This is a genomic window from Demequina soli, from assembly GCF_000971195.1.
GTDB lineage: Bacteria > Actinomycetota > Actinomycetes > Actinomycetales > Demequinaceae > Demequina > Demequina soli.
Genome location: NZ_BBLZ01000004.1, coordinates 411,140 through 429,874 on the forward strand (window position 1 = coordinate 411,140; position 18,735 = coordinate 429,874).

Here is an 18,735-nt window from a genome sequence, read left to right on the forward strand (position 1 = left end):
AGGTGAGCCTATCCAAGAATGGAGCGGTAGACGCTCAGCGTCCGCTCCCCGATCGCCTCCCACGAGAAGCTCTCGGCGGCGCGTCGGCGGCCCGCCTCGCCCATCGCCTTCGCGCGGTCGACGTCGGAGACCATGGCGGTCAGCGCGGCGGCGAGATCGGAGACGAAGGCCTCGGGGTCGCGAGGCGTGCCGGTGCCGTCCTGCTCCTGGTCGATCTCGACCAGCGTGCCGATCTCGCCGTCCACCACGACCTCGGGGATGCCTCCGGTGGCGGTCGCGACGACGGGCAGGCCCACGGCCATCGCCTCGAGGTTGACGATGCCGAGCGGCTCGTACACCGACGGGCAGACGAACGTCGTGCACGCGTCGAGCACCGCCACGAGGTCGGCGCGCGGCAGCATCCTCTCGATCCACACGATGCCGTCGCGGGTCTCCTGCAGCGTGGCGACCGCGCCCGAGACCTCCGCGGCGATCTCCTTGGTGTCCGGCGCTCCCGCGCACAGCACCACCTGGACGTCCTGGGGCAGCCGCTCGACCGCCTTGAGGAAGTAGGGCAGGCCCTTCTGGCGGGTGATGCGGCCGACGAAGACGATCGCGGGACGGTCGGGGTCGATGCCGTGCTCGGCGACGACCGCATCGGCGTGCGCGCGCGCCTCGTCGGTCGCGGGCGCGGCCCACGCGTCGACGTCGATGCCGTTGTGGACCACGTGGACCTTGCCCGGGTCGACCTCCGGGTACGAGCGCAGGACATCCTTGCGCATGCCGTCCGACACCGCGATGATGCCGTCCGCGCCCTCGTACGCGGTCTTCTCGATCCAGCTCGAGACGCGGTAGCCGCCACCGAGCTGCTCGGCCTTCCACGGGCGCATCGGCTCGAGCGAGTGCGCGGACAGGACGTGCGGGATCCCGTGGAGCCGCGCGGCGAGGTGGCCGGCCATGTTGGCGTACCAGGTGTGCGAGTGCACGAGGTCGGCGCCGCCGCAGTCCTTCGCCATCGGCAGGTTGTGCGCGAGCACGTCGAGAGACGCGTCGCCCACTCCCCCGCCGAGCGCGTCGTACCCGGTCACGCCGGGCTCGTCGCGGGGTCCGTCGAACGCCCGGACGCGGACGTCCACGTGCTCGCGCAGCACCGCCGCGAGCTCCGTGACGTGCACTCCGGCGCCTCCGTAGATGTGGGGCGGGTACTCGCGGGTGAGGATGTCGACGCGCATGTCCCCCACGCTAGCGGCTCGCCCCACGAAGAGCCTGCGACGTGCCCGCTTCGCCCCCTATGCTGGGTCTATGCCAGCGCCAAAGGTACTTGCCATCGTCCTTGCAGGAGGTGAGGGCAAGCGCCTGATGCCCCTCACCGCGTCACGCGCCAAGCCCGCGGTGCCGTTCGGCGGCACCTATCGGCTCGTCGACTTCGCGCTGAGCAACCTCATCAACTCGCGCTACCTCCACGTCGTCGTGCTCACGCAGTACAAGTCGCACTCGCTCGACCGCCACATCGCGCGCACCTGGCGCATGTCGCCGCTGCTGGGCAACTACGTGGCGCCGGTGCCCGCGCAGCAGCGTCGCGGCCCGCACTGGTACCTCGGCAGCGCCGACGCGATCTACCAGACCGTCAACATCATCGAGGACGAGCAGCCCGACATCGTCGTGATCGTCGGCGCCGACCACGTCTACCGCATGGACTTCTCACAGATGGTCGACGCGCACATCGCGTCGGGCGCCGAGTTCACGGTCGCCGGCATCCGCCAGCCGATCGGCCTCGCCGACCAGTTCGGCGTCATCGACATCGACCCGTCGCACCCCGACCGCATCCGCGAGTTCCTCGAGAAGCCCAAGGACCCGAACGGGCTGCCCGACAGCCCCGGCGAGATCCTCGCGTCGATGGGCAACTACGTCGCCAACGTCGATGCCCTCATGGCGGCGCTCACCGCGGACGCGGAGAACCCCGCGTCGAAGCACGACATGGGCGGCGACATCGTCCCCTGGTTCGTCGAGCGCGGCGAGTGCGGCTTCTACGACTTCATCGACAACGACGTCCCCGGCTCGACCGATCGCGACCGCGACTACTGGCGCGACGTGGGAACGCTCGACATGTACTACGACGCCCACATGGACCTCATCGCGGTCCAGCCGGTGTTCAACGTGTACAACGACCGCTGGCCCGTCCACCAGGGCCTCATCACGCACGCGCCGGCCAAGTTCATCCACTCCGAGGAGGGCCGCCTGGGCCACGCCGCGGACTCGATCGTCTCCCCCGGCGTCATCGTGTCGGGCGCGACGGTCACCGGCTCCGTGCTGTCCCCCGGCGTCCGGCTCCACTCGTGGTCGACGGTCTCGGACTCCGTGCTCCTCGACGGCGCACAGATCCACCGTCACGCGCAGGTCCACCGCGCGATCCTCGACAAGAACGTCGTGATCCAGGAGGGCGCCCGCGTGGGCATCGACCGCGAGGCGGACCTCGCCCGCGGCTACACGGTCACCGAGAGCGGCATCACCGTGGTCGCGAAGGGCACGGTCGTCACGGCATGAGGTTGTGCGTCCTCGACGTCGATTCCACCCTGATCACCGCCGAGGTCATCGAGCTCATCGCCGCCCGCGCGGGCACGCGCGAGCTCGTGGCCGAGATCACCGAGCGCGCGATGCGCGGCGAGCTGGACTTCGCGGCTTCCCTGCGCGAGCGCGTGGCCACGCTGGCCGGCATCCCCGACTCCGTGTTCGCCGAGGTGCGCGCCGAGGTCGAGTTCACGCCCGGCGCGCCCGAGCTCATCGCGGGCCTCCAGGCGGAGGGCTGGGAGGTCGCGCTGGTGTCGGGCGGCTTCGAGGAGATCGTCGGCTCGCTCGCCGCGTCCGTGGGGATCACCCGGTTCCGCGCCAACCGCCTCGAGGTGGACGATGCGCGGCTCACCGGCCGCACGATCGGCCCCGTCATCGACCGGGCGGCCAAGGCGGCGACGCTGCGCGAGTTCGCGGCCGAGGTCGGCTGCGCGCTCGAGGACGCGGTCGCGATCGGCGACGGCGCCAACGACCTCGACATGATGGGCGTCGCGGGCCTCGGCATCGCCTGGCACGCCAAGCCGATCGTGCAGGAGCAGGCGGACATCGCCCTCAACGGCGCGCGTCTCGACGAGGCGCTGCCGCTCATCCTCGCGCGCGGCTGATCGCCGCCCTTCCCCGCATCACCGCCTCGAGAGCGGCGTGGCATGCACGTGCCGCGCCGCTCTCCGTTTTCACGTGGTTGCGAACGCGTGGCGCGCGTCCTCGAGGGTGCTCCATCGCGGTCCCTCGCAGGCCCATGCCATATACCAGGGATGATGTGCGGGGCGCCCGCGCTCCCCCGGTGCGCGAGCGCGGCGATGCGTTCGCAATTGCGTGAAAACGGCGAGCGCGGCGCACAGGTGGTGCCGGTGTACCCGCGGGAGGGTGGATCAGGTCAGCCGGGACGCCGCCGCGATCGCCAGGATCGCGAAGGCCTGGGCCTCCGCGCTGGTGCCCGAGCGGTCGAAGCCGGGCGCGCCGCAGACCTCGCGGACGATCCCGTCCTCCCCGACCGAGGCGAGGGCCGCCTCCGCCCAGCGCGCCGCATCGTCCGCATACGAGGCCGGCAGCCAGCCGTCCGCCACGCCCGTGAAGGCCGCGTAGGCGAGCATGAGGCCGGCACCGCCGTCGACGAAGGTCGACGGGTCGTCGAGCACGTCGTGGAAGCGGCCGTCCGGGCGCTCGAAGGCTGTGCACGCGTCGATCAGCTCGCGCGCCTCGCGCTCCCAGCGCGCGCGCACGGTGTCGGCCTCGACGCCGAGGTGCAGGGCACGCGCGAGGCCCGCCGCCACCCAGCCGCTCCCGGACGCCCAGAAGGCGTCGCGCGCGAACTCGCCGGAGGCCATGTCGTAGCGGTGCCGGTACAACCCGGTCCCGGCGTCCCACAGCTGCTCGCGGTGCATGCGGTACTGCATGTCCGCCGGCGCGAGGTCGCCGGACGCGACGAGCGCGGGCACCACCATGTAGACGGAGTCCGCCCACACCTCGGTCGAGCCCTTGAGGTGGTGGAGCACGCCCCAGTCGTCGCGCGGCGAGTGCCGGAGCAGCCACCAGCGCTGGCGCTGCGCGGCCTCGGCGGCCGGCGCATCGTCCTCACCCAGGAGGAGCGTCGCCTCGAGGAGGGGGCCGGAGTTGACGGCCCCCGCATCGTCCATCGCGCCGAGCTGGCCGTCCGCGTCCTGGCGCGTGACAGCGTCCCGCGCGAGCATGCGCGCGAGGCCCAGGTGACCCGAGTCGATCGCGGCGTGCGTCGCGACGCCCTGCTCCCACGCGAAGCGCTGCATCGAGAGCAGCGCGCGCCACAGCGGCGCGGTGTCGCGGGAGGCGAGGGACGGCGCGGGTACGGTGCCGCTCACTCCTCGACGTCGCGGCCGGACAGCACCGCGACGAGGCGACCGCAGCGCGAGGTGACCTCGGACCACGGGCAGTCGAACTCGAGCACCGCGGCGGTCGCGGTCGGCAGGCCATGCGCGACGCGCTGGAGCGCGGTCTTGTCCGAGCCGGGCCCCGCAAGGTGGGCGGCGGCCGCGGACGAGGTCGGCTCGTGGCCGACGATCACCACGGTGTCGGTGTCGCCGAGCCCGTGCAGGACCTCGAGGATGCCGCCGACGTGGGTCTCGTACAGCTCGTCCTCGGTGACCGTCTCGCACGCGGGCAGGCCGGCCGCCATGAGCTTCCACGTCTGCTGCGTGCGCACCGACGGCGACACGAGCGCGAGGGTGGGCGTGTAGCCGGCCTCCGCGATCACCTGGCCCAGGCGCGTCGAGGCCTTGCGGCCGATGAGCTCGAGGGCGCGGGCGGAGTCGTCGAGTCCGGCCGCGGGGGCCTCCGCCTTGGCGTGGCGGGCGAGGATCAGCGTGGGCACGGTGTCACTGTCCCATAGCGTGGACGCCGCCGTCCACGTGGATCATCTCGCCCGTGGTGGCGGGGAACCAGTCGGAGAGCAGGGCGGTCACGGCGCGGGCGGTCGGCGCGGTGGCCTCCGAGTCCCAGCCCAACGGGGCACGCTCGGACCAGTTGCCCTCCATCTGCTCGAAGCCGGGGATGTGCTTCGCGGCGGTGGTCTTGATGGGGCCGGCGGAGACGACGTTGCAGCGGATGCCCTGCGGGCCGAGGTCGCGCGCGAGGTACCGGTTGACGGCCTCGAATGCGGACTTCGCGACGCCCATCCAGTCGTAGACGGGCCACGCGAAGCGGCCGTCGAACGTGAGGCCCACGATGGAGCCGCCGTTCTCGAGCAGCGGCGCGGTCGCCTGCGCGAGCGCCTTGAGCGAGTACGCGGAGATGTGGATCGCCGTGGAGACGTCCTCCCACTCGGCGCTCATGAAGTTGCCACCCATGACGGACTGCGGCGCGAATCCGATGGAGTGGACCACGCCGTCGAGGTGCGGGACCAGCTCGCGGACCTTGTCGGCGAGGCCAGCGAGGTGCTCGGGGTTGGTCACATCGAGCTCGACGACCTGCGCCTCGACGGGCAGGCGCCGGCCCATGGCCTGGGTGATCTTGAGCGAGCGGCCCACGCCTGTGAGGACCACGGTCGCGCCCTGCTCCTGGCACAGCCGCGCGACCTCGAACGCGATCGAGCCCTCGGTGAGGACGCCGGTGACGAGGATGTTCTTGCCTTCGAGAATGCCCATGGGTGCTCCTAAGGGGGACGTAGCGGGGACGATGCGGGGTGTCAGTGGCCCATGCCGAGGCCGCCGTCGACGGGCAGCACGGCGCCCGAGACGTAGCCCGCGGAGTCGGACGCGAGGAAGACGGCGGCGGCGGCGACCTCGGAGGCCGCACCGAAGCGCTTGGCGGGGATGGTGTCCGCGTACTGCTTGACGGTGTCGTCGCCCAGCTCGGCGGTCATGTCGGTGGTGATGAAGCCCGGCGCGATGACGTTCGCGGTGATGCCGCGCGCGCCGACCTCGCGGGTGACGGAGCGGGCCATGCCCACGAGCGCCGACTTCGACGACGAGTAGTTGACCTGGCCGGGGTTGCCCATGAGGCCGACGACGGAGCCGATGAGCACGATGCGCCCGTAGCGCTCGCGGATCATCGAGTTGACCGCGCGACGCACGCAGCGGAACGTGCCGGTGAGGTTGACGTCGATCACCTGCTCGAAGTCATCGTCGCTCATGCGCATGAGGAGGCCGTCGCGCGTGATGCCGGCGTTGGCGATGAGCACGCGGACGCGGCCGTGCTGCGCCTCGAGCTCGTCGAAGGCGGCGTTGACGGCGGCGGTGTCGGTGACATCGGCGATGGCGCCCGTGACGCCGTCGGGCAGGTCGCCCCCGCGGTAGATGGTGGACACGGTGTCGCCGTTGGCCACGAAGGCCTCGGCGATGCTGCGACCGATGCCGCGGTTGGCTCCGGTGACGAGGACGTGGCGGGTCATGGGGGCCACGCTAGCGGAGGGCGGGACCGGAGCGCGAAAACGCGGCCACTACCCTTGTCGGGTGACCACCCCCTCCCTGGCCTCCCGGATCCTGCGCGTCACGGGCATCGTCCTGGTGTCGCTCGCGGTGTCCGCGGTGGCGGTGAAGGCGGGGTTCTGGCAGTGGCACCGTCACGAGACCCGCGCGGCCGCGATCGAGCTGTACGACCGCAACGCGGCCGCCGATGCGGTGCCGCTCGAGGAGGTGCTCTCCCCCGGCGACGCCGTCGGCGAGCACGAGTGGACGCACGCGACCGTGTCGGGACGGTTCGAGCCGGGCTCGGAGACGCTGCTGCGCAACCGGCCTGTCGACCGCGAGCGCGCGTGGCAGCTGCTGGCATGGTTCGACACCACCGACGGGCGCGCGCTGCTGGTCAACGCCGGCTGGGTGCCCATCGAGGACTCGGCGGAGGACACCTCCGCGGTGCCCGCCCTGCCCGCCGGGGACGTCACGCTCACGGTGGTGCTGCGCGCGCAGGAGGCCGACGACGGCCGCCGCGACGAGGGCGCGACCCGCATCACCGCGCTGCAGATGCCCACGCCCGACGCCGACCCGATCGACGGCTACGGCGTGGTGCAGCAGGTGTGCGACTCCGCCGGCTGCGACGACGCGATCGGCGAGCAGGTGCCGCTGCCCACGCTCAGCCTGGGCCCGCACCTGTCCTACACGTTCCAGTGGTTCGCGTTCGCCGTCATCGCGCCCGTGATCGGGATCCTGCTCGCCCGCCGCGAATGGCAGCTGCTGTCGGGCGCCCGCCCGGGCGACGAATCGTCCGCCGCCGAGAAGGCGCCGCAGGAGCCCGCCGCGCCGCGTCGCCGACGTGCGGCGGGTCCCAGCGACGAGGAGATCGAGGACGCGCTGTAGGGCTTCCAATGACAGATGTGACGGGTGTGACGTCCCGTCACACCCGTCACATCTGTCATTGCGAATCGTTCAGGCGAGGGAGATGAGCTCCCGGTAGGACTCGTTGTAGAGGTCCTCGACCGCGTCGGGCAGGAGCAGCACGCGCTCGGGCTCGAGCGCCTCGACGGCTCCCTCGTCGTGCGTCACCAGCACCACGGCGCCCTCGTAGGTGCGCAGTGCGCGCAGGATCTCGGCGCGCGACGCCGGGTCGAGGTTGTTGGTCGGCTCGTCGAGCAGCAGCACGTTGGCCTGCGACACGACGAGGGTCGCGAGCGCGAGGCGGGTCTTCTCGCCGCCGGAGAGCACCTTGGCGGGCTTGTGCGCGTCGTCGCCGACGAACATGAAGGAGCCGAGCACGTTGCGCACGGCCGTGTCGTCGAGGTCCGGCGCCGCGTGGCGCAGGTTCTCGAGGACGGTCGCCTCCATGTCGAGCGTGTCGTGCTCCTGCGCGTAGTAACCGAGCTTGAGGCCGTGCCCGGGCTGCACCTCGCCGGTGTCGGGGTCCTCGACGCCGCCGAGCAGGCGCAGCAGCGTGGTCTTGCCCGCGCCGTTGAGGCCCAGCACCACCACGCGCGAGCCGCGGTCGATCGCGAGCTCGACGTCGGTGAACACCTCGAGCGAGCCGTAGGACTTCGACAGCTCCGCCGCGCGCAGCGGGGTCTTGCCGCACGGCGCGGGGGTCGGGAAGCGCAGCGCGGCCACGCGGTCCTGCACGCGCTCGCCCTCGACGCCGGAGAGCATGCGCTCGGCGCGCTTGGCCATGTTCTGCGCGGCGACGGCCTTGGTGGCGGTCGCCTTCATCTTGGCGGCCTGGGCCATGAGCGCGGCCGCCTTCTTCTCGGCGTTGTCGCGCTCGCGGCGACGGCGCTTCTCGTCGGTCTCGCGCTGCCGGATGTAGAGGTCCCAGCCGAGCGCGTACTGGTCGAGCTCGCCGCGGTTGGCGTCGAGGTGGAACACGCGGGTGACCGAGGCGCGCAGCAGCTCGACGTCGTGCGAGATGACGACGAGACCGCCGGGGAACGAGGCGAGGAAGCCGCGCAGCCACACGATCGAGTCCGCGTCGAGGTGGTTGGTGGGCTCGTCGAGCAGCAGGGTCTCCGCGTCGGAGAACAGGATGCGGGCCAGCTCGACGCGGCGGCGCTGACCACCCGACAGGGTGCCCAACGGCTGGGACAGGATGCGCTCGTCGAGGCCGAGGTTCGCGGCGATGCGCTGGGCCTCGGACTCGGCGGCGTAGCCGCCCGCCGCGCGGAAGCGCTCCTCGAGGCGCGGGTAGGCGTTCATCGCCTTCTCCATGACCGCGAGGTCGGGGCTCGCCATGCCCTCCTCGGCGTCCCGCAGCTTCTGCATGAGGCCCGCGAGATCGCGCACCGACAGGATGCGGTCGAGCGCGCGCTGGGTGGGCTCACCCTCGCGCGGGTCCTGCGGCAGGTAGCCGATGCTGCCCTTGTGGGTGACGGAGCCGCCGGTGGGCTGCGTCTCGCCCGCGAGGATGCGCGTCATCGTGGTCTTGCCGGCGCCGTTGCGGCCGACGAGGCCCACGCGGTCGCCGGGCCCGATCTGGAAGCTCGCGGGGTGCAGCAGCACCCGGGCGCCGATACGGACCTCGAGATCCTTGGCGATGATCACACGTTCTCCCTGCTGTCGACACGGCGGCGTTTGTGGCGTCCGCACAACGTTTCTGCACCCTGGCCTCAACTCGGTCTCGGGGACCACCGGCGGCTCTAGGGTTTCCGCATCCAGTATCCCAGGGGGTTCGTATGTCGCAGAACCGTGGCCTGACCGGCCAGTCCATCGCGCTCGTCGCCGTCTTCGCGGCCTTCATCGCCGCGGCCTCGCAGGTGAGCATCACCATCGGGGTCGTGCCCATCACCCTGCAGACGTTCGCGGTGGTCCTCGCGGCGCTCGTGCTGGGGCCGTGGCGGGCGCTCGGAGCGGTGGCGCTCTACCTCGTCATGGGCGTGGTGGGTGCGCCGGTGTTCGCCAACCACCTGGGAGGGCTCGCCGTCCTCACCGGACCGACCGGAGGCTTCCTCGTCGGGTTCCTCGTGTCCGCGGTGGTGGTCGGCGCCCTCGCGAGGCTCCTCGCTCGCACGGGCCGGCTCGCGCGGCGCGGCGGCGCCGCCGCCTGGCTGATCGCCGCGGGCCTCGTCTCCGTCCCGCTCATGTACGCCGTCGGGGCTCCGTGGCTCGCGCTGCGGACGGGCCTGCCGCTGCTGCCCGGCCCGGAGTGCTCCGGCGTGTGGGACAAGGCGTGCGCGTCGGTCGCCACCGTCGGGATCATGCCCTTCATCCCGTTCGACATCGTCAAGGTGGTCGCCGCGGGCATCGTCGCCGCGGCCATCCGCCGTGCCTACCCGGGGCTGCTCGGGGCGGCGAGCCGCGCATCGTCCACCCGCACGGTCCACCAGGGGGACGAGGCGCCGGCCGCCACCGCGTAGCCTTGACGCATGATCGAGTTCAAGGATGCGGCGGTCGTCGCGCCCGATTCCGGGGTCCCCATCCTCGAGCCGACCACCCTGACGCTCACCGAGGATCGCATCAGCATCATCGGCGCGAACGGGTCCGGCAAGTCCACCCTCGCCCGCCTCATCAACGGCCTCGTGCTGCCGGTCGAGGGCCAGGTGCTCGTCGACGGGCTCGACACCCAGCGTGACGGCGCCCAGGTGCGCCGCAAGGTGGGCTACCTCTTCACCGACGCGTCCGCGCAGCTCATCATGCCCACCGCGGTCGAGGACGTCGCGCTGTCGCTGCGGCGCCTGATCAAGAGCCGCCGCGAGCGGGACGACGCGGCGCTGGCCGCCCTCAAGGAGATCGGCCTCGCGTCGAAGGCCGACGTCTCCGTCAACGCGCTCTCGGGCGGCCAGCGCCAGCTGCTCGCCCTCGCGGGCGTGCTCGCGTGCACGCCGTCGATCCTCGTGGCCGACGAGCCCACCACCCTGCTCGACCTGCGCTGGCGCGCACACGTGGGCGCGCTGCTGCGCTCCCTTCCGCTGCAGGTGATCGAGGTCACGCACGACCTCGACTCCGCGGCCCGCGCCGAGCGCACGCTCGTGGTCGACCTCGGCCGCGTGGTGTTCGACGGCGATCCCAAGGAGGCCGTCGGCGTCTACCGCGACCTCATGTTCGGCCGCGCGTCTCAGGGCGCGACGGCGTGATCTCGCTCCTCGGCATCTACCGGCCCGGCCGGACCCCCCTGCACCGCGCGCCCGCGTGGTCCAAGATGCTGCTCCTGCTGGCGATCTCCATCCTCAGCATCGCCGTCTCCGATCCCGTCACGAGCCTCGGCATCCTCGCGGCGTCGCTCCTGCTTCTCGCCTCGACACGCCCCCCGCTCGCCACCACGCTCAAGGGCATGCTGGCCATCGCGGTCCTCGCGGTGCTCGCCGCCGGGTTCCAGATCTGGCGGGGCGACTACGTGCGCGCGCTCGACCTCGCGGGCGACCTCATCTCGATCGCCGCGCTCGCGCTCGCCGTGTCGAGCTCGACGTCGATGTCGGACATGCTCGAGCTGGTGACGGCCCTCGCGCGACCGCTGCGATGGGTGCTCCCGCCCGAGACCATCGGCGTGATGGTCTCCCTCACCCTCCGCTCCATCCCCGAGGCCGCCCGCATCCTCACCGAGGCCCGCATCGCCGCCCGCGCGCGCGGCCTCGAGCGCGACCCGCGCGCCATCCTCATCCCCTCCGCGTCGCGCACGGTCGGCTTCGCGCTCCAGCTGGGCCAGGCGCTGCACGCGCGCGGCATCGCGGAGCACGGCCGCGCGGCGCGCCTGCCGGTCGGCCCCGATACCAGGGACGATGCGCACCCCCGGGTGATGGCCGAGCCTCCGGTCCGCGAGGCGACCCCCACCGGCGAGACGCCGGTCCAGGAGCCGAGGGCGCGTCGCGGCGGGCGCCGTGCGCACCGCGACGAGGCGGTCGAGACGGTGGCGGAGCCCGCACCCGCTCCCCCGGCGACGACTCCCGAGACCGTCGTCACGACGCCGGAACCAGCGACCGAGCCGGAGCCCGAGCCCACGACCGGCGCGATCCCGCGCTGGGGCCGCGTCCACGAGGGCTGAGCCGGGCCCTCAGGCCTCGTCGAGCATCCCCACCAGCCGCGTGGTGGTCGCCCAGCTCCGGATGGTCATGTCTCGGTAGGCGGGCGTGCCGACGACGCTCGACATCCTGCTCCGCGTGCGCTCGGCGCTGAGGCGCCGGAAGTACACGACGCCCTTGCCGGCCCAGCCCGAGTCGACGCCCTCGCGGATCCCGAACGCCGCAAGCGCGGCCTCGGCATCGACCCCCGCGCGCAGGAACGCGACGTCCGAGTGGTAGACGTCCGGCTCGGTGCCGAACCCGGCCGGCGCATCGTCCACCGCGGCCCTGAGGCGCGCCGCCCCCACGCCCACCACGACGGTGTCGACGTCGAACCTGTCGCGCAGCACGTCCTCGACGAGCAGCTCGACGCCCGCCTCCTCGAGGCCCGGCGACTCGAGGAGCACGTTGCCCGACTGGATGTACGTGCGCGCGGGCACGCCGCGGGCGGCGAGGACCTCCCGCAGGCGTGCCATCGGCACCGGGTTCCTGCCGCCGACGTTGATGCCGCGGATCAGGGCGACGTGGCTGGCGTCACCCACGGGGCAGGACGGTGAGGACCCGCGCGGTGTGGTCGTGGAACTCCTGCATGAACGCGGCGAGGAAGTGCTCCGTCGCCTCGACGGACACGTTGCCGGACTCGTCGATGAGGCCGGGCGTGAAGTGGATGTAGGCCTCCGGCGCGGTCATCTGGCGTGCGTTGCAGAAGCTGAGGACGCCGCGGAGGCTCTGCTGGCTCACGGCCGTGCCGATCATGCCGATCGATGCGCCGATCACGGCGGCGGGCACGTGGTCGAAGGCGTTCTGCCCCCACGGACGCGACGCCCAGTCGATCGCGTTCTTGAGCGCGCCCGGGATGGAGCGGTTGTACTCGGGGGTGACGAACAGGAGCGCATCGGAGGCGTTGATGGCGTCCTTGAGGGCGACGGCGGGCGCCGGATAGGCGGTGTCGTAGTCGGGGCTGTACAGCGGGAGGTCGCCGATGGGGATCTCGGTGAACTCCATGTCGTCGGGCGCGAGGCTGACGAGCGCCTTGCTGAGCAGGCGGTTGATGGACGTCGAGGACAGGCTGCCGACGAGGTATCCGACCTTGTAGACCATGGTGGCGCTCCCGGGGATGGTGGATGGGTCCCGTTCATCGTCGCCCGCGAGCGCGGGCCTCGCAACGCGAGCGCGCGACCCCTGGCCGTGCGCGCCGCGGCGCCCTAGCCTGAGCCGTGTGGCGATCAACGAGCTGGGCAACTACCTGCGGGCACGCCGTCACGCCGTGCGCCCGGAGGACGTCGGCCTGCCGCGCGACGACGGCCGCCGCGTCGACGGGCTGCGACGCGAGGAGGTCGCGAGCCTTGCGGGGATCAGCGCCGAGTACTACCTGCGCCTCGAGCAGGGCCGGGACACGCACCCGTCCGACCAGGTGCTGCGCGGGCTCGCGCGCACGCTCGGGCTCGACGACGCCGCTACCGCGTACCTCCACCGGATCGCCGACCCGCCGCCCGTGCGCTCCTTCGCTCCCCTGCCCGGCTCGCTCGACGACGAGGTCTTCACGTTCCTCGACGGCTTCGAGGACACCGCCGCGTACGTGATCAACGCCTGCCAGGACGTGCTCGCCGTCAACGAGCGAGCGAGCCGGGTGTTCACGTTCGGGACCGTCGGGTCGAACATGTTCGACACGCTGTTCTCGGAGGCCGCGCGCTCCAACCTGCCGGACTGGGACGACCACGTCGCGCTGGGGATCTCGGCCCTCCGCGAGCGCAGCGACCCCGACGACCCCCGCCTCCACGAGCTGGTCGGCCGGCTGCTGGTGACCGAGCCCGAGTTCGCGCGCCTGTGGGACCGCCACGACGTCACGGTCCAGGCGAGCGGCGTGGGCACCACGTGGGTCGCGGCGCTCGGCGCGCTGCTCACGCTCAGGTGGCAGAGCCTGCAGGTCCCGGGCGAGGCCGGGTTGACGCTGGTCGCGCACTACGCCGACCCGGGCACACCCGCCGAGGAGGCGCTGCGCTCGCTCGGCTGAGACCCGCCGCGAGGGTGGGTGCGCGGGGGTCCTCGTCGGGACGATGCGCGAGACCTAGGCTCGCCGCATGGAGCAGGTCGATGCGCTGCTGGCCGAGTTCGTCGAGTCGCTGGCGCTCACCCCCGCGGCCGTGGTCGATGCGCGCTGGGACGTGGTCGCCTCCAACGCGCTGGCGCGCGCCGTCTCGCCGAGCCTCGCCGTGGGCACCAACCTCGCGGAGGCCACCCTCCTGGGCGGGAGCGCGCGCCGCACACTGCGGGAGTGGGACGTGGTCGCGACGCGCATGGCCGACCTGCTCGCCCGCCCGCTGTCGCGCGACGACGACACGACGCCGCTCCACGGCCTCACGGTGGCGATGGAGCATCCCGAGGTCGGTCGCCTCGACCTCACCTACGAGCTGCTGCGCGTCACCGGCGCCGAGCAGACCGTGATCCTCGGGCACGCCGCGGTGGCGAGCGAATCGGAGCGGCGCCTCCTCACCCTCGCCGCCCGCCTGGGTCCCGCCGCCCGGTGACGCGCCCCGCGAGCGTGGGTGCGACGCGGCCAGGCACGTGCGGCGCGACGGACCTACCCTGTCGCCATGGAGAGGCTGGGTCCGCTCGCGCAGTTCCTGCGTGCGCGGCGAGCGCTGGTGCAACCCGAGGCGGTGGCGCTGCGACGGGGAGCGTCCGCGCGCCGCGTCGACGGGCTGCGCCGCGAGGAGGTCGCGCTTCTCGCGGGCATCAGCACGGACTACTACCTCAAGCTCGAGCAGGGCCGCGAGCTCCATCCGTCCACCACGGTGCTGGACGGCATCGGCCGGGCGCTCGCCCTCGAGCCGCACCTGCTGCTGCACCTGCACCGCCTGGCGCGCCCGCCCCTCGCCCCGGCCCCGCGCACCGACGGCGCCGTGAGCCCCACGCTGCTGGGGCTCATCCGGTCGATGCCCGGTGTCCCGTGCCACGTGCTCACCAGGCGCCTCGACCTCGTCTACGTCGATCCCCTGGCGGAGCGCCTCAGCCGCGCGTTCCGCGTCGGCGGCAACCTGGTCGCGATGGTGTTCCGGCCGGAGGCGCCCCGCACCGCCGCCTGGCATGTCGACGCGCGGCGAGCGGTCGCGTACCTGCGCGCCTCCGTCGATCCTCACGACGACGGCCCCGAGATCGCCCGCCTCCTCGACGAGCTGCGCGCGCTCGACCCGGAGTTCGAGGTCCTCTGGGAGCTCCACGAGTCCGGCGTCCCCAACGGCGCGCCGACATTCTTCGCACACCCCGAGGTCGGCACGATGGAGCTCCGTTACCAGGCCTTCGGCCTGCCGGGGACCGGAGGGCAGTCGCTCGGCATGTACGTGCCCGCGCCTGGCGGGCCCTCGGCCGAGCGGCTGCAGCTGCTCGCCCAGCTCGTCGACGACGAGTCGCTGCTGGGTGACCGTGGCGCACCTAGGAAGCCCGGGGCCACGACGTCGCGTTGACGCGTTCGTAGCGTCGGGGGCATGGACCTCGGACTGGACGGCAGGACCGCGATCGTCACGGGCGCGGGCAAGGGCATCGGCCTGGCGATCGCCCAGGCGCTCGCCGGCGAGGGGGTGCACGTGATCGCGGCCTCGCGGTCGCGGACCGATGCGCTCGACGCCCTGGGCGACGCGGTCACCTTCGTGTCCGCGGACCTCACCGACCCGACGGTGCCCGCCTCGCTCGTGGCCGTCGCCGAGGAGCGCGGCGGCCTCGACATCCTGGTCAACAACGTCGGCGCCGTGTCCCTGCGCGGGGACGGGTTCATCGCGATCGACGACGACGCCTGGGCGCGGACCTTCGAGGTGTGCTTCTTCTCGATGCTCCGCATGACTCGCGCCGCCATCCCGGCGCTCGTCGCCCGCGGGGGAGGCAGCGTGGTCACCGTCGGGTCGGTCAACGCGTTCCTGCCCGACCCCGGCGTCGTCGACTACTCGGCCGCCAAGGCCGCCGTGTGGAACCTCTCGAAGGCGCTCTCGAAGGAGTACGGGCCGCAGGGCCTGCGGTTCAACACCATCAGCCCGGGGCCCGTGGCGACCGACCTGTGGCTCGGCGACCACGGGGTGGCGGCGACCGCCGCCGCACAGCTCGGCGTCGACGTGGACACCGCGCGCGACGCCGTCATCGCCCAGCAGGGCGGCTTCTCCACCGGCCGCTTCACCCAGCCCTCCGAGGTGGCCGACCTGGTCCTCGTGCTCGCGAGCGGCCGCGCGGGCAACATGACCGGCTCGGACGTCCTCATCGACGGCGGGCTCGTCAAGACCCTCTAAGCACCCCATCACAAGGAGCACTCCCATGCCGAGCACCACCCCCGACATCGTCTTCATCCACGGCCTCTGGATCCACGCCACCGCGTGGGAACCCTGGCAGACCCTCTTCGAGGAGCACGGCTACGCCTCGACCGCGCCGGGCTGGCCCGGCGACAAGGACACCGTCGCGGCGACCCGCGAGGATCCCAGCGGGCTCGACGGGGTCGGGATCGCCCGGATCGTCGACCACTACGCCGAGGTCATCGAGGGCCTCGACGGCAAGCCGATCGCGGTCGGCCACTCGTTCGGCGGCCTGGTCGCCCAGGAGCTGCTCGCGCGCGACCTGGTCCGCGGCGCCGTCGCGATCGACCCCGCCCCCATCAAGGGCGTGACCGCGCTGCCGTTCTCCCAGCTCAAGTCAGGGTTCCCTGTGCTCAAGAACCCCGCCAACAAGAACCGCACCGTCGCGCTCACCCCCAAGGAGTTCCACTACGCGTTCGGCAACGCGATCTCGGAGGAGGAGTGCAACGGGATCTTCGATGCGTATGTGATCCCCGGGCCGGGCCGCCCGCTGTTCGAGGACGCGACCGCGGCCTTCGTCAGGCGCTCCCCCGCGGCGGTCGACACCCACAGCGCCGCCCGCGGGCCGCTGCTGCTGACCTCCGGCACCGAGGACCACGTGGTCCCCGCGGTGGTGACGAAACAGGTCCTCAAGCTCTACGCCGACAACACCGCGTCGATCACCGAGTACCACGAGTACGAGGGCCGCGGCCACTCGCTCACGCTCGACGACGGCTGGCGCGAGGTCGCCGAGGACATCCTCGGCTGGCTCGCCGCGCAGGGCCTCACGCCGAGCGCGACCGCCGCAGACGCCGACGCGGCGCGCTGAGCCGGCCGCCGCATCGTCCCCCGAGAACGACGAGAGCCTCCTCCCCGCGAGGGGAAGGAGGCTCTCGCGTGTGCGACGGCGTCTCAGACGTTGAAGCCGAGCGCGCGCAGCTGCTCGCGGCCGTCGTCGGTGATCTTGTCCGGGCCCCACGGCGGCATCCACACCCAGTTGATGCGGAAGCCGTCGACCAGGCCGTCGAGGGCCTGGGACGCCTGGTCCTCGATGACGTCCGTCAGCGGGCAGGCCGCCGACGTGAGCGTCATGTCGATGACGGCGTGACGGTTCTCGTCGAGCATCACGCCGTAGACCAGGCCGAGGTCGACGACGTTGATGCCGAGCTCGGGGTCGATGACGTCGCGGAGCGCTTCCTCGACGTCGGCGGCGTTGGCCGGAGAGGTGGTCTCGGTCATGCCTGTCCTCCTTCCACGGCGGCGGACTGTGCTCCGCGCGCCTGGATCAGCGCGTCCCGGAAGGCCATCCAGCCCAGGAGCGCGCACTTGATGCGTGCAGGATACTTGCCCACCCCGACGAAGGCGGTCGCGTCGCCGAGCAGGTCCTCGGTCTCGTCGTCGAGGTGCTCGCCCTTGGCCTGCATGAGGGCGCGGAACGCCTCGACGGTCGCGTCGGCGGTCTCGAGGGACTCGCCCTCGAGCAGCTCCGACAGCACCGAGATGGAGGCCTGCGAGATCGAGCAGCCCTGGCCCTCCCACGCGATCGCGGAGACGGTGTCGCCGTCCACGCCGACGCGCAGGGTGACCTCGTCGCCGCACGTGGTGTTGAGCTGGTGCGACTCCCCCGTGCCGGCGGCCGTGATCTCGATGAGGCCGCGGCCGTGCGCCTCGCGGGCGTGGTCCATGATGACCTGCTGGTACATCTGCTCGAGGGTGCTCATACGGTGACTCCGAAGAACTCGCGGACGCCGGCCAACGCCTCGATGAAGGCGTGGGCGTCGTCCTCGGTGGTGTAGACGTGCGCCGAGGCGCGGGTCGAGCCCGTGAGCCCCAGGCGACGGTGGAACGGCTGGGCGCAGTGGTGGCCGACGCGCGCCGTGATGCCGCGGTCGTCGAGGACCTGGCCCACGTCGTGCGCGTGGACGCCCTCGACGACGACGGCCGCGAGGCCGAGCACCGCCGTGCCGTCCCCGCCGACGGGTCCGAGCAGGCGCACGCCCGGCAGCGCCGCCGCGCCCTCGCGCAGGATACGCGCGATGCGGGCCTCGTGCTCGGCGACCCGGTCCATGCCGAGGCCCATGAGGTAGCGGGCCGCGGCGCCCATGCCGACCGCCTGCGCGACGGGCTGGGTGCCGGGCTCGAACCGCTGGGGCGCGTCGAGGAAGCCGGTGGTCTCCATGGTGACGACCGTGATGGCGCTGCCGCCGAACTGCGACGGTGGCAGGGCGTTCAGCAGGTCGGACCGTCCCCAGAGGGCGCCGATGCCGGTCGGGCCGAGCATCTTGTGCCCCGAGAACGCCAGGAAGTCGACGCCCAGGTCCGCCACGTTGACCGGGAGGTGGGGCACGGACTGGCAGCCGTCGAGCACCGTGAGCGCACCGACCTCGCGCGCGCGAGCCGTGATCGTCGCGACGTCGGAGACGACGCCCGTGACGTTGCTCGCGTGGGTGAACGCGACCACGCGCGTGTTGCCCGTGATCACCGAGGCGAGATCGTCGAGGACCATCACCCCCGCATCGTCCACCGGGATCCACGCGAGCTCGGCGCCCGTGCGGGCGGCGAGCTGCTGCCACGGGATGAGGTTCGCATGGTGCTCGACCTCGGTGATGACGATGCGGTCGCCGGGGCCGACGCGGAAGCGGTCCGCCGCGGGGCCGCCGGCGCCGAGCGACGCCTGCAGCATGCCGTTCGCGACGAGGTTGAGCGCCGCGGTCGCGCCGGGCGTCCACACGATCTCCTCGGCGGGCGCGCCGACGAGCCGGGCGACGTCCTCACGCGCCGACTCGAAGGCCTCGGTGGCCTCCTCGGCGAGGATGTGGGCGCCCCGGGCGACCGCGCCGTTGTGCTCGCGGTAGAACCGGTCCTCGGCCTCGAGCACGACGAGCGGCTTCTGCGCCGTCGCACCCGAGTCCAGGTACACGAGCGACCTCCCGTTCCTGACCGTGCGGGCCAGGAGCGGGAAGTCGTCGCGCAGATCGGGGAGCATGG

The 18,735-nt window shown here is 72.6% G+C and carries 22 protein-coding genes; 11 read left to right on the forward strand and 11 right to left on the reverse strand.

The features are described from left to right. Positions 1–8: 8 nt before the first annotated feature. Complete coding sequence (gene glgA / locus AOM04_RS11010; RefSeq protein ID WP_062464824.1) at positions 9–1,211, reverse strand: glycogen synthase; 1,203 nt, start codon at positions 1,209–1,211, stop codon at positions 9–11. Positions 1,212–1,281: 70 nt separating this feature from the next. Between glgA and AOM04_RS11015 the strand changes: the two genes are divergently transcribed. Together AOM04_RS11015 and serB are read left to right on the forward strand one after the other, a co-directional pair. Continuing rightward, a complete protein-coding gene (locus tag AOM04_RS11015; protein ID WP_062464825.1) occupies positions 1,282–2,523 on the forward strand; it encodes a glucose-1-phosphate adenylyltransferase in 1,242 nt (413 codons plus the stop codon). Further along, a complete protein-coding gene (serB, locus tag AOM04_RS11020; protein ID WP_062464826.1) occupies positions 2,520–3,152 on the forward strand; it encodes a phosphoserine phosphatase SerB in 633 nt (210 codons plus the stop codon). The genes AOM04_RS11015 and serB overlap by 4 nt, the downstream gene beginning before the upstream one ends. 267 nt (positions 3,153–3,419) lie before the next feature. Here the strand turns inward: serB and AOM04_RS11025 are convergent, their stop codons facing one another. The 4 genes from AOM04_RS11025 to fabG are packed head-to-tail and all read right to left on the reverse strand — an operon-like array spanning position 3,420 to position 6,412. Then, entirely contained in the window at positions 3,420–4,385 is a 966-nt protein-coding gene (locus AOM04_RS11025) for a glycoside hydrolase family 88 protein (protein WP_062464827.1), read from the reverse strand. After that, on the reverse strand, positions 4,382–4,894 hold the full coding sequence (locus AOM04_RS11030) for a SixA phosphatase family protein (RefSeq protein ID WP_062464828.1): 513 nt from the start codon (positions 4,892–4,894) through the stop codon (positions 4,382–4,384). Before AOM04_RS11030 ends, AOM04_RS11025 begins: the two co-directional genes overlap by 4 nt. A gap of 4 nt (positions 4,895–4,898) precedes the next feature. Beyond that, positions 4,899–5,666 (reverse strand): enoyl-ACP reductase FabI, encoded by a 768-nt coding sequence (fabI, locus tag AOM04_RS11035; RefSeq protein WP_062464829.1) that lies wholly within the window; start codon positions 5,664–5,666, stop codon positions 4,899–4,901. Positions 5,667–5,707: 41 nt separating this feature from the next. Next, a complete protein-coding gene (fabG, locus tag AOM04_RS11040) occupies positions 5,708–6,412 on the reverse strand; it encodes a 3-oxoacyl-ACP reductase FabG (RefSeq protein ID WP_062464830.1) in 705 nt (234 codons plus the stop codon). A gap of 61 nt (positions 6,413–6,473) precedes the next feature. Between fabG and AOM04_RS11045 the strand changes: the two genes are divergently transcribed. Next, positions 6,474–7,316 carry an SURF1 family protein gene (locus tag AOM04_RS11045; protein WP_062464831.1) on the forward strand — a complete coding sequence of 281 codons (843 nt, stop codon included), beginning with the start codon at positions 6,474–6,476 and terminating at the stop codon, positions 7,314–7,316. Positions 7,317–7,385: 69 nt separating this feature from the next. Here AOM04_RS11045 and AOM04_RS11050 read toward each other — a convergent pair whose 3' ends face one another. Beyond that, on the reverse strand, positions 7,386–8,984 hold the full coding sequence (locus AOM04_RS11050) for an ABC-F family ATP-binding cassette domain-containing protein (protein WP_062464832.1): 1,599 nt from the start codon (positions 8,982–8,984) through the stop codon (positions 7,386–7,388). A gap of 131 nt (positions 8,985–9,115) precedes the next feature. On the opposite strand from AOM04_RS11050, the gene AOM04_RS11055 reads away from it, so the two are divergent. The 3 genes from AOM04_RS11055 to AOM04_RS11065 are packed head-to-tail and all read left to right on the forward strand — an operon-like array spanning position 9,116 to position 11,418. Further along, the gene (locus tag AOM04_RS11055; RefSeq protein ID WP_062464833.1) at positions 9,116–9,796 is read left to right on the forward strand and encodes a biotin transporter BioY; all 681 of its coding nucleotides are present in this window, start codon (positions 9,116–9,118) and stop codon (positions 9,794–9,796) included. Positions 9,797–9,805: 9 nt separating this feature from the next. Continuing rightward, on the forward strand, positions 9,806–10,513 hold the full coding sequence (locus tag AOM04_RS11060; RefSeq protein WP_062464834.1) for an energy-coupling factor ABC transporter ATP-binding protein: 708 nt from the start codon (positions 9,806–9,808) through the stop codon (positions 10,511–10,513). After that, positions 10,510–11,418: an energy-coupling factor transporter transmembrane component T gene (locus tag AOM04_RS11065; protein ID WP_062464835.1), complete on the forward strand. Its 909-nt coding sequence runs from the start codon at positions 10,510–10,512 to the stop codon at positions 11,416–11,418. Before AOM04_RS11060 ends, AOM04_RS11065 begins: the two co-directional genes overlap by 4 nt. Positions 11,419–11,427: 9 nt before the next feature. Here AOM04_RS11065 and AOM04_RS11070 read toward each other — a convergent pair whose 3' ends face one another. Continuing rightward, on the reverse strand, positions 11,428–11,976 hold the full coding sequence (locus AOM04_RS11070; protein WP_062464836.1) for a DUF1697 domain-containing protein: 549 nt from the start codon (positions 11,974–11,976) through the stop codon (positions 11,428–11,430). Continuing rightward, complete coding sequence (locus tag AOM04_RS11075; RefSeq protein ID WP_062464837.1) at positions 11,969–12,535, reverse strand: NADPH-dependent FMN reductase; 567 nt, start codon at positions 12,533–12,535, stop codon at positions 11,969–11,971. Before AOM04_RS11075 ends, AOM04_RS11070 begins: the two co-directional genes overlap by 8 nt. Before the next feature lie 118 nt (positions 12,536–12,653). Here AOM04_RS11075 and AOM04_RS11080 point away from each other — a divergent pair, with 118 nt between their 5' ends. The 5 genes from AOM04_RS11080 (at position 12,654) to AOM04_RS11100 (ending at position 16,576) form a co-directional block, all read left to right on the forward strand. Next, positions 12,654–13,448 (forward strand): helix-turn-helix transcriptional regulator, encoded by a 795-nt coding sequence (locus tag AOM04_RS11080; RefSeq protein ID WP_062464838.1) that lies wholly within the window; start codon positions 12,654–12,656, stop codon positions 13,446–13,448. A 67-nt stretch (positions 13,449–13,515) separates the two neighbouring features. Further along, a complete protein-coding gene (locus tag AOM04_RS11085; RefSeq protein ID WP_062464839.1) occupies positions 13,516–13,962 on the forward strand; it encodes an MmyB family transcriptional regulator in 447 nt (148 codons plus the stop codon). 66 nt (positions 13,963–14,028) lie between these two features. Continuing rightward, positions 14,029–14,898 carry an MmyB family transcriptional regulator gene (locus AOM04_RS11090; protein ID WP_062464840.1) on the forward strand — a complete coding sequence of 290 codons (870 nt, stop codon included), beginning with the start codon at positions 14,029–14,031 and terminating at the stop codon, positions 14,896–14,898. Positions 14,899–14,919: 21 nt separating this feature from the next. Further along, positions 14,920–15,708, forward strand: coding sequence for an SDR family NAD(P)-dependent oxidoreductase (locus AOM04_RS11095; protein WP_062464841.1), 789 nt, complete (start codon positions 14,920–14,922; stop codon positions 15,706–15,708). A 25-nt stretch (positions 15,709–15,733) separates the two neighbouring features. Beyond that, complete coding sequence (locus AOM04_RS11100; RefSeq protein ID WP_062464842.1) at positions 15,734–16,576, forward strand: alpha/beta hydrolase; 843 nt, start codon at positions 15,734–15,736, stop codon at positions 16,574–16,576. A gap of 83 nt (positions 16,577–16,659) precedes the next feature. Here AOM04_RS11100 and AOM04_RS11105 read toward each other — a convergent pair whose 3' ends face one another. Genes AOM04_RS11105 through AOM04_RS11115 form a run of 3 tightly spaced genes read right to left on the reverse strand, consistent with a single transcriptional unit; the run spans position 16,660 to position 18,733 of the window. After that, complete coding sequence (locus tag AOM04_RS11105; RefSeq protein WP_062464843.1) at positions 16,660–16,986, reverse strand: metal-sulfur cluster assembly factor; 327 nt, start codon at positions 16,984–16,986, stop codon at positions 16,660–16,662. Beyond that, positions 16,983–17,468 (reverse strand): Fe-S cluster assembly sulfur transfer protein SufU, encoded by a 486-nt coding sequence (sufU, locus tag AOM04_RS11110; RefSeq protein WP_062464844.1) that lies wholly within the window; start codon positions 17,466–17,468, stop codon positions 16,983–16,985. Before sufU ends, AOM04_RS11105 begins: the two co-directional genes overlap by 4 nt. Next, entirely contained in the window at positions 17,465–18,733 is a 1,269-nt protein-coding gene (locus AOM04_RS11115) for an aminotransferase class V-fold PLP-dependent enzyme (protein ID WP_062464845.1), read from the reverse strand. Before AOM04_RS11115 ends, sufU begins: the two co-directional genes overlap by 4 nt. Positions 18,734–18,735 lie beyond the last annotated feature (2 nt).

Bases quoted from the DNA above. Each gene is read 5' to 3' on its own strand.
- glgA (WP_062464824.1), bottom strand. From the start codon at position 1,211: ATGCGCGTCGACATCCTCACCCGCGAGTACCCGCCCCACATCTACGGA.
- AOM04_RS11015 (WP_062464825.1), top strand. From the start codon at position 1,282: ATGCCAGCGCCAAAGGTACTTGCCATCGTCCTTGCAGGAGGTGAGGGC.
- serB (WP_062464826.1), top strand. From the start codon at position 2,520: ATGAGGTTGTGCGTCCTCGACGTCGATTCCACCCTGATCACCGCCGAG.
- fabI (WP_062464829.1), bottom strand. From the start codon at position 5,666: ATGGGCATTCTCGAAGGCAAGAACATCCTCGTCACCGGCGTCCTCACC.
- fabG (WP_062464830.1), bottom strand. From the start codon at position 6,412: ATGACCCGCCACGTCCTCGTCACCGGAGCCAACCGCGGCATCGGTCGC.
- AOM04_RS11055 (WP_062464833.1), top strand. From the start codon at position 9,116: ATGTCGCAGAACCGTGGCCTGACCGGCCAGTCCATCGCGCTCGTCGCC.
- AOM04_RS11060 (WP_062464834.1), top strand. From the start codon at position 9,806: ATGATCGAGTTCAAGGATGCGGCGGTCGTCGCGCCCGATTCCGGGGTC.
- AOM04_RS11075 (WP_062464837.1), bottom strand. From the start codon at position 12,535: ATGGTCTACAAGGTCGGATACCTCGTCGGCAGCCTGTCCTCGACGTCC.
- AOM04_RS11085 (WP_062464839.1), top strand. From the start codon at position 13,516: ATGGAGCAGGTCGATGCGCTGCTGGCCGAGTTCGTCGAGTCGCTGGCG.
- AOM04_RS11090 (WP_062464840.1), top strand. From the start codon at position 14,029: ATGGAGAGGCTGGGTCCGCTCGCGCAGTTCCTGCGTGCGCGGCGAGCG.
- AOM04_RS11095 (WP_062464841.1), top strand. From the start codon at position 14,920: ATGGACCTCGGACTGGACGGCAGGACCGCGATCGTCACGGGCGCGGGC.
- AOM04_RS11100 (WP_062464842.1), top strand. From the start codon at position 15,734: ATGCCGAGCACCACCCCCGACATCGTCTTCATCCACGGCCTCTGGATC.
- AOM04_RS11105 (WP_062464843.1), bottom strand. From the start codon at position 16,986: ATGACCGAGACCACCTCTCCGGCCAACGCCGCCGACGTCGAGGAAGCG.
- sufU (WP_062464844.1), bottom strand. From the start codon at position 17,468: ATGAGCACCCTCGAGCAGATGTACCAGCAGGTCATCATGGACCACGCC.
- AOM04_RS11115 (WP_062464845.1), bottom strand. From the start codon at position 18,733: ATGCTCCCCGATCTGCGCGACGACTTCCCGCTCCTGGCCCGCACGGTC.